The 7,063-nt window shown below is 74.1% G+C and carries 4 protein-coding genes and 1 pseudogene; all 5 read left to right on the plus strand.

Going from position 1 to position 7,063, the window contains the following annotated elements:
- Positions 1-567, plus strand: a 567-nt coding sequence (locus MFF42_RS03735) for an AAA family ATPase (protein WP_238254548.1), incomplete at its 5' end; no start/stop codon positions are given.
- Between the two features lie 11 nt (positions 568-578).
- The gene (locus MFF42_RS03740; protein WP_238254549.1) at positions 579-1,493 is read left to right on the plus strand and encodes a DUF58 domain-containing protein; all 915 of its coding nucleotides are present in this window, start codon (positions 579-581) and stop codon (positions 1,491-1,493) included.
- Positions 1,494-1,506: 13 nt separating this feature from the next.
- A complete protein-coding gene (locus MFF42_RS03745) occupies positions 1,507-4,356 on the plus strand; it encodes a DUF4159 domain-containing protein (protein ID WP_238254550.1) in 2,850 nt (949 codons plus the stop codon).
- 199 nt (positions 4,357-4,555) lie between these two features.
- Positions 4,556-6,646 carry a hypothetical protein gene (locus tag MFF42_RS03750; RefSeq protein ID WP_238254551.1) on the plus strand — a complete coding sequence of 697 codons (2,091 nt, stop codon included), beginning with the start codon at positions 4,556-4,558 and terminating at the stop codon, positions 6,644-6,646.
- A 51-nt stretch (positions 6,647-6,697) separates the two neighbouring features.
- Positions 6,698-7,063, plus strand: a pseudogene (locus MFF42_RS03755) (hybrid sensor histidine kinase/response regulator); the annotation flags it as partial.

Below are 7,063 nucleotides of genomic sequence, written 5' to 3' on the forward strand. Positions count from 1 at the left end.
CATTTCGTCTCGGTGGCGGGCGAGCGCCACGACCTGCCGCGGCCCTTCCACGTTCTCGCGACCCAGAACCCGATCGAGCAGGAGGGCACCTATCCGCTGCCGGAGGCGCAGCTCGACCGCTTCCTCCTGGAGATCGACGTCGGCTATCCCGACCGCGCCGCCGAGCGCCGCATCCTGATCGAGACCACCGGCGTTGAGGACACGCAGGCCAGGGCGGTGATGAACACCGAGCAGCTGCTCACCGCGCAGCGCCTCGTCCGGCGCCTGCCCGTGGGCGACGCCGTGGTCGATGCCATCCTCGACCTCGTGCGCTCGGCGAGGCCGGAAGGTGGCGACCCGGCCATTGCCAAAAAACTGCTGTGGGGGCCGGGTCCCCGCGCGAGCCAGGCGCTGACGCTGGCCGTCCGCGCCCGCGCGCTGATCGAGGGCCGGGTCGCCCCCTCCGTGGCCGACGTGAAGGCGCTCGCCGAGCCGGTGCTCAAGCACCGCATGGCGGTGACCTTCGCCGCGCGGGCCGACGGCGAGACGGTGACCGGCCTGATCGGCCAGCTCGCCGCCAAGCTCTGAGTCCGCCGCGGATGGCCTCCACCCGGCTCGTCGAGGCCGAGCGCCGCCGCCCCGGCGGATCCGAGACCGGCGGCGCGCTCGCGCTGGCCGAGGTGATGCCGCGGCTCGTGCTCGAGTCGCGCCGCGTCTCCGGCACCCTGGCGCACGGCCTGCACGGGCGCCGCCGCGCCGGGCCGGGCGAGAGCTTCTGGCAGTTCCGTCCCTTCGTCACCGGCGAGGCCGCCGCGCGCATCGACTGGCGCCGCTCGGCCCGCGACGACCGGCTCTACGTGCGCGAGCGCGAGTGGGAGGCCGCCCACAACATCTGGATCTGGATCGACCGCTCCGCCTCCATGGGCTTCGCCTCGGACCTGGCCCAGACCTCCAAGGTCGAGCGGGCGCTGGTGCTGGGGCTGGCGCTCGCCGACACCTTCGTCGAGGGCGGCGAGCGCGTCGGCCTGCTCGGGCTCACCCGCGCCAGCGCCTCCCGCGGCATCGTCGAGACGCTCGCCCAGGCGCTGGTCAACGACCGGGCCGGACTGAGCCAGGACCTGCCGCCGCCCGCGAGCCCCGGCCGCTTCGACGAGGTGGTGCTGGTGAGCGACTTCCTCACCCCCCTCGACCGGGTGCGGGAGGCGGTGCAGACGAGTTCCGCCCACGGCAACCGCGGCCATCTCGTGCTGGTGGCCGACCCGGTGGAGGAGACCTTCCCCTTCACCGGCCAGGCCGTGCTGCACGACCCCGAAGGCGGCTTGAGCCTCGAGATCGGCGAGGCGGGCGCCTGGGGCGAGGCCTACCGCGCGCGCATCGCCGCCCACCGCGACGGCCTGTCGGAGATCGCCCGGCAGCGGGGCTGGACGTTGACGATCCACCGCACCGACCGGCCGGCGAGCGAGGCGGCCCTGCGGGTCCTCACCCTCGTCGCCGCCGCGCGCGGGCTCGGCTGAAAGGCGAACCGCATTGTTCGGGATCCCGCTCACCTTCGCCGCCCCCCTCGCGCTCGCCGCGCTCGTGGCGCTGCCGGCCCTGTGGGTGCTGCTGCGGGTCACGCCGCCGCGCCCGCGCCGCATCTCCTTCCCGCCGCTGGCGCTCGTCGCCGACCTGCTGCCGAAGCGCGAGACCCCGGCCCGCACGCCGCCCTGGCTCCTGATCCTGCGGATCCTGGCCGCCGCCTGCCTGATCCTCGCGGTGGCCGGGCCGGTGTGGAATCCCGGCGGCATCGGCGCCGCCGCGGGGCGAGAACCCCTGCTCCTCGTCCTCGACAACGGCTTCGTCGCGGCCCAGGACTGGCGCGACCGCCTGCGCGCGGCCACCGACGAGATCGAGGCCGCCGCCCGCGACGGGCGCCCGGTGGCCCTGGTCGCGAGCGCGGACGCGCCCGCCCCCTTCGAGGCGAAGGCCCCGGCCGCCGCCCTGGAGCGCCTCCGGGCGATCCAGCCGCGCCCGCATCTCGGCGACCGCGACGCGCATCTGGCCTCGATCGGCACCTTCCTGGAGCGGATGCCCGGCGCCTCGATCGTCTGGATCAGCGACGGCGTGCGCGGGGCGGGCAAAGGTGATTTCGCCACCGCCCTCGGGGATCTCGCGAGCCGCCACGGCAGCGCGGTCTCGGTGCTGAAGGCCGAGCGCTCCCCGGCCCTCGCGCTCGAAGGCTCGCCGGCGCAGCCGGGCGAAAAACTCTCGGCGCAGGTGCTGCGGGCGGAAGGCAACGGCCGCGATGCCGGGCTGGTGCGGGCCCTCGACCCGAAGGGCCTGCCGCTCGCCGAGAGCCGCTTCACCCTCGCCCCGGAGGCGCGGGAGACCAGCGTGAGCTTCGACCTGCCGGTGGAGCTGCGCAACGCCATCGCCCGCCTCGAGATCGAGGGCGAGCGCTCGGCCGGCGCCGTCGTGCTGATGGACGAGCGCGGCAAGCGCCGCCGGGTCGGCCTCGTCTTCGGCGGCACGCTCGATCAGGCCCAGCCCCTGCTCGCGCCGACCTACTACCTCGCCAAGGCGCTCTCGCCCTTCGCCGACGTGCAGCAGCCCCGCGGCGGCCAGGGCACCGCCGAATCCATCGGCCAGATGCTCGACAACCAGGTCTCGGTGCTGGCGCTCGCCGATGTCGGCGCGCTCGACGACCGCACCCTCGCGCGGGTGGAACAGTTCGTCGACGAGGGCGGGCTGCTGCTGCGCTTCGCCGGCCCCCGGCTCGCCGCCGGCAACGACCCGCTGGTGCCGGTGCGCCTGCGCCGGGGCGGGCGCTCGCTCGGCGGCACCCTGTCCTGGGACCGGCCGAAGACGCTCGCGGCCTTCGCGCCCGAGAGCCCCTTCGCCGGGCTGAACCCGCCCGCCGATATCGGCGTGCGCCGCCAGATCCTCGCCGAGCCCGACGGCGACCTGCCCGGCAAGACCTGGGCGGCGTTGCAGGACGGCACGCCCATCGTCACGGCCGGCAAGCGGGGGCAGGGGCTCGTGGTGCTGTTCCACGTCACCGCCGACACGACGTGGTCGAACCTGCCGCTGTCGGGGCTGTTCGTGGACATGCTGCGCCGGGTCGTCGGCCTCGCCGGCCCCTCGGCCAAGCTCGGCGAGGGCGACGGGCGGCAGGCGAAGGCCGCGCTGCTGGCGCCGCGCCTGACCCTCGACGGTTTCGGCGCGCTGGGCTCCCCGCCCGCCAGCGCCACCGCCGTGCCGGCCGACTTCGCCGACCGCGCCGGTCCCGAACACCCGCCGGGCTTCTACGGCACGGCGGAGGGCGGCATTGCCGTCAACGCGCTGGTGCCCGGCGACCGGCTCGAACCCCTCGACCTCGCCGGTCTGAAGGGCGCCCGGATGGGCTCGCTCGCCGGCGCGGAGACCCTCGACCTGCGCGCGCTGCTGTTCAGCCTCGCCCTGGCGCTGCTGGCCCTCGACACCCTGGCCGGCCTCTGGCTCGGCGGCTTTTTTCGGGGTTCCGGCCGGCTCGCGCGCGGCCGGGCCGCTCCCGCCGCCTGGCTCCTGCCGGCGCTGCTCGGCGCCGCCCTCGCCTTCGTGCCGCCCCCGGCGCGGGCGCAGGAGGCGACATCGGCGCCGGCCGCCAACCGGCCGAACGGCATCGAATCGGCCCTCAACACCCGGCTCGCCTACGTCGTCACCGGCGACGCCGCGACCGACGCGGCGAGCCGCGCCGGGCTGTCGGGCCTGAGCCAGATGCTCGCCGCCCGCACCGCCCTGGAGCCCGGCGAGCCCGCGGGCCTGAACCTGGAGAAGGACGAGCTCGCCTTCTACCCGCTGATCTACTGGCCGATCGTCGCCGGGCGCCCGCAGCCGAGCGAGGCGGCGATCCGCAGGATCGACGCCTTCATGCGCAACGGCGGCACGGTGATCTTCGACACCCGCGACGCCCAGACCGCTCGCGCGAACGGTCCGCCGACCCCGGAGACGGCGTATCTGCGCAAGATGCTGGCGACCCTGGAGGTGCCGGAGCTGGAGCCCGTGCCGCAGGACCACGTCCTGACCAAGGCGTTCTACCTCGTCGATTCGTTCCCCGGCCGCTTCAGCACCGGCCAGACCTGGGTCGAGACGATTCCCCCCGCGGGCGAGGGCGGCGAGCGTCGCCCGGCGCGGGCGGGCGACGGCGTCACGCCGATCATCATCACCGGCAACGACCTCGCCGCCGCCTGGGCGGTGGGCCGCAGCGGCGAGCCGCTCTACCCCGTCTCCGGCGGCGACCAGCGCCAGCGCGAGATGGCGTTCCGCGGCGGCATCAACATCGTGATCTACACGCTGACCGGAAACTACAAGGCCGACCAGGTCCACGTGCCGGCCCTGCTGGAGCGGTTGGGACAGTGATGTCTTCGACGACATACATGCCGCGCATGAACCCTCCCCCCTCTGCGGGGGAGGGTGCCTGCGGAGCAGGCGGGAGAGGGGACGGCTCCGCACTCTCCGGAACCGGCGCTCCCCTCTCCCGACCCCTGCCGATGCAGGGGCCACCCTCCCCCGCAGAGGGGGGAGGGCTTCCCGCGCTTAACCCTGAAGGCCCCGCCCGATGCTGAGCCTCAGCTTCACCCCCCTCGTCCCCTGGCCGGTGCTCGCCGCCTTCGGCGGGCTCGCCGCGATCCTCGCCGTCGTCGCGGTGCTGGCCCGCGGGCGCACGGCGCTGCTGCGGGCCATCGCCCTCGGCCTGGTCGTGCTCGCGCTCGCCAACCCCTCGCTGGTGCGCGAGGACCGCGACCCGGTGAAGGACGTGGCGGCCATCGTCGTCGATCGCTCCGGCTCGCAAAGCCTGGGCGATCGCCCGGCCATGACGGAGGCGGTCAAGGCCGAGCTGGAGCGCCGCTTCGGCGCGCTCACCAACATCGAGCCCCGCTTCATCGAGGTCGGTGACGCGCAGGGCGCGGAGGGCGACGACGGCACCAAGCTGTTCACCGCGCTGACCCAGGCGCTCGCCGACGTGCCGCCGGAGCGGATCGCCGGCGTGGTGATGCTCACCGACGGCGTGGTGCACGACATCCCCGCCTCGCTCGGCACCCTCGGGCTGAAGGCGCCGCTGCACGTCCTCGTCACCGGAAGGCCGGACGAGCGCGACCGCCAGATCAAGATGCTGGAGGCGCCCCGCTTCGGCATCGTCGGCAAGGACGTTACCCTGCGCGGCGAGGTGATGGAGCGCGGCGGCACCGGCACGGCGACCGTCACCGTGCGCCGCGACGGCGAGGAGATCGACCGGCAGAGCATCAGCACCGGCGTCCCGTTCTCGCTCACCACCCATATCGAGCATGGCGGCCCGAACGTGGTCGAGATCGAGGTCGAGCCGCTGCCCGGCGAGCTCACCACGGTCAACAACCGCGCCGTGCTGCCGATCGAGGGAATCCGCGAAAAGCTCCGGGTGCTCCTTGTCTCCGGCGAGCCGCACCAGGGCGAGCGCACCTGGCGCAACCTCTTGAAGTCGGACGCCTCCGTCGATCTCGTCCACTTCACGATTCTCCGGCCGCCGGAGAAGCAGGACGGCACCCCGATCTCCGAGCTCTCGCTGATCGCCTTCCCGACCCGCGAGCTGTTCGTCCAGAAGATCAAGGATTTCGACCTCATCATCTTCGACCGCTACGCCAACCAGAGCGTGCTGCCGCAGGCCTATTTCGACAACATCGTCCGCTACGTCCGCGAGGGCGGCGCGCTGCTGATCGCCGCCGGGCCGGAATTCGCCGGCCCCGCCAGCCTCGCCCGCACCCGGCTCGCCTCGATCCTGCCGGGCGACCCCTCGGCCAAGGTGGTCGAGCAGCCGTTCAAGGCCAACCTGACCGAGACCGGCCACCGCCACCCCGTCACCCGGGCGCTGCCGGGCTCGGAGGCGAATCCGCCGGCCTGGGGCGACTGGCTGCGCATCGTCTCGGCGCAGACCCGGCCGGGCGTGCAGCCGATCCTGTCCGGCGCCAACGGCCTGCCGCTCCTGGCGCTGTCGCGCGAGGACAAGGGCCGCGTCGCCCTGATGCTGTCGGATCAGGCCTGGCTCTGGGCCCGCGGCTACCAGCAGGGCGGCCCCTATCTCGACCTGCTGCGCCGCCTCGCCCACTGGCTGATGAAGGAGCCGGCCCTCGAAGAGGAGGCGCTGCGCGCCCAGACCACGGGCCGCGGCCGCGAGGTCCGCATCGAGCGCCAGACCATGGCCGAGGAGGCCGGTCCCGTCACGATCACCGGCCCGACCGGCAAAGAGCGGAGTCTCGACTTGTCGAAGGCGGAGACCGGCCTGTTCACCGCGACCTTCGAGGCCGAGCAGCTGGGGCTCCACACCATCCGCTCCGGCAGCCTCGTCGCCTTCGTCAGCGTCGGCCCGGCCAATCCGCGCGAACTCGCCGACGTGTTCAGCGACACCGAGCGGCTGAAGGGCGTGGCCGAGGGCTCCGGCGGCACGATCCGCCGGGTCGCCGCCCTGGGCGGCGGGATCGACGTGCCCCGCCTCCAGATCACCCGCGGCGGCCGGCTCGGCGGCGCCGACTGGATCGGTTTCCGCCCGAGCGACAGCGCCACCGTGCGCGGCGTCGAGGTCTATCCGCTCGGCATCGGCCTGTGGGCGCTCGCCGCCCTCGCCGCCGCCGTGCTGGCGATGTGGCTGGTGGAGGGTCGGCGCGGGCGCGCGGCGTGATCTGAAACGGCTCTGTCCGGCGGCGGATCACCTGTGTAAAGCCGTTCGGACATGACCGACTTACCCCCGTTCCTGGCCGGCGGCGGCGAGGCCGCCCGCATGATCGCCGAGCGCGACTGGACGGATCATCCGCTCGGACGGCCCGAGACCTGGCCGGATTCCCTGCGCACGGCGCTCAGCCTCATCCTGAACTCGCCCGAGAGCATGATCCTGGCCTGGGGGCCGGAGCTGCACTTCTTCTTCAACGACACCTATTTCCCGCTGCTCGGCCCCCGCCTCTCCTGGGCGATGGGCGAGCGCTTCGACCGGGTCTGGGCCGACGCCTGGGATCAGGCCAAGCCCATCATCGACGACGCCTTCGCCGGGAAGAGCCGCCACTTCGAGGACCTGCCCTGGACGCTCGCCCCGGTCGGTGGC

It is taken from the genome of Methylorubrum podarium (assembly GCF_022179745.1).
GTDB classification, from domain to species: Bacteria; Pseudomonadota; Alphaproteobacteria; order Rhizobiales; family Beijerinckiaceae; genus Methylobacterium; species Methylobacterium podarium.

Bases quoted from the DNA above. Each gene is read 5' to 3' on its own strand.
- MFF42_RS03740 (WP_238254549.1), top strand. From the start codon at position 579: ATGGCCTCCACCCGGCTCGTCGAGGCCGAGCGCCGCCGCCCCGGCGGA.
- MFF42_RS03750 (WP_238254551.1), top strand. From the start codon at position 4,556: ATGCTGAGCCTCAGCTTCACCCCCCTCGTCCCCTGGCCGGTGCTCGCC.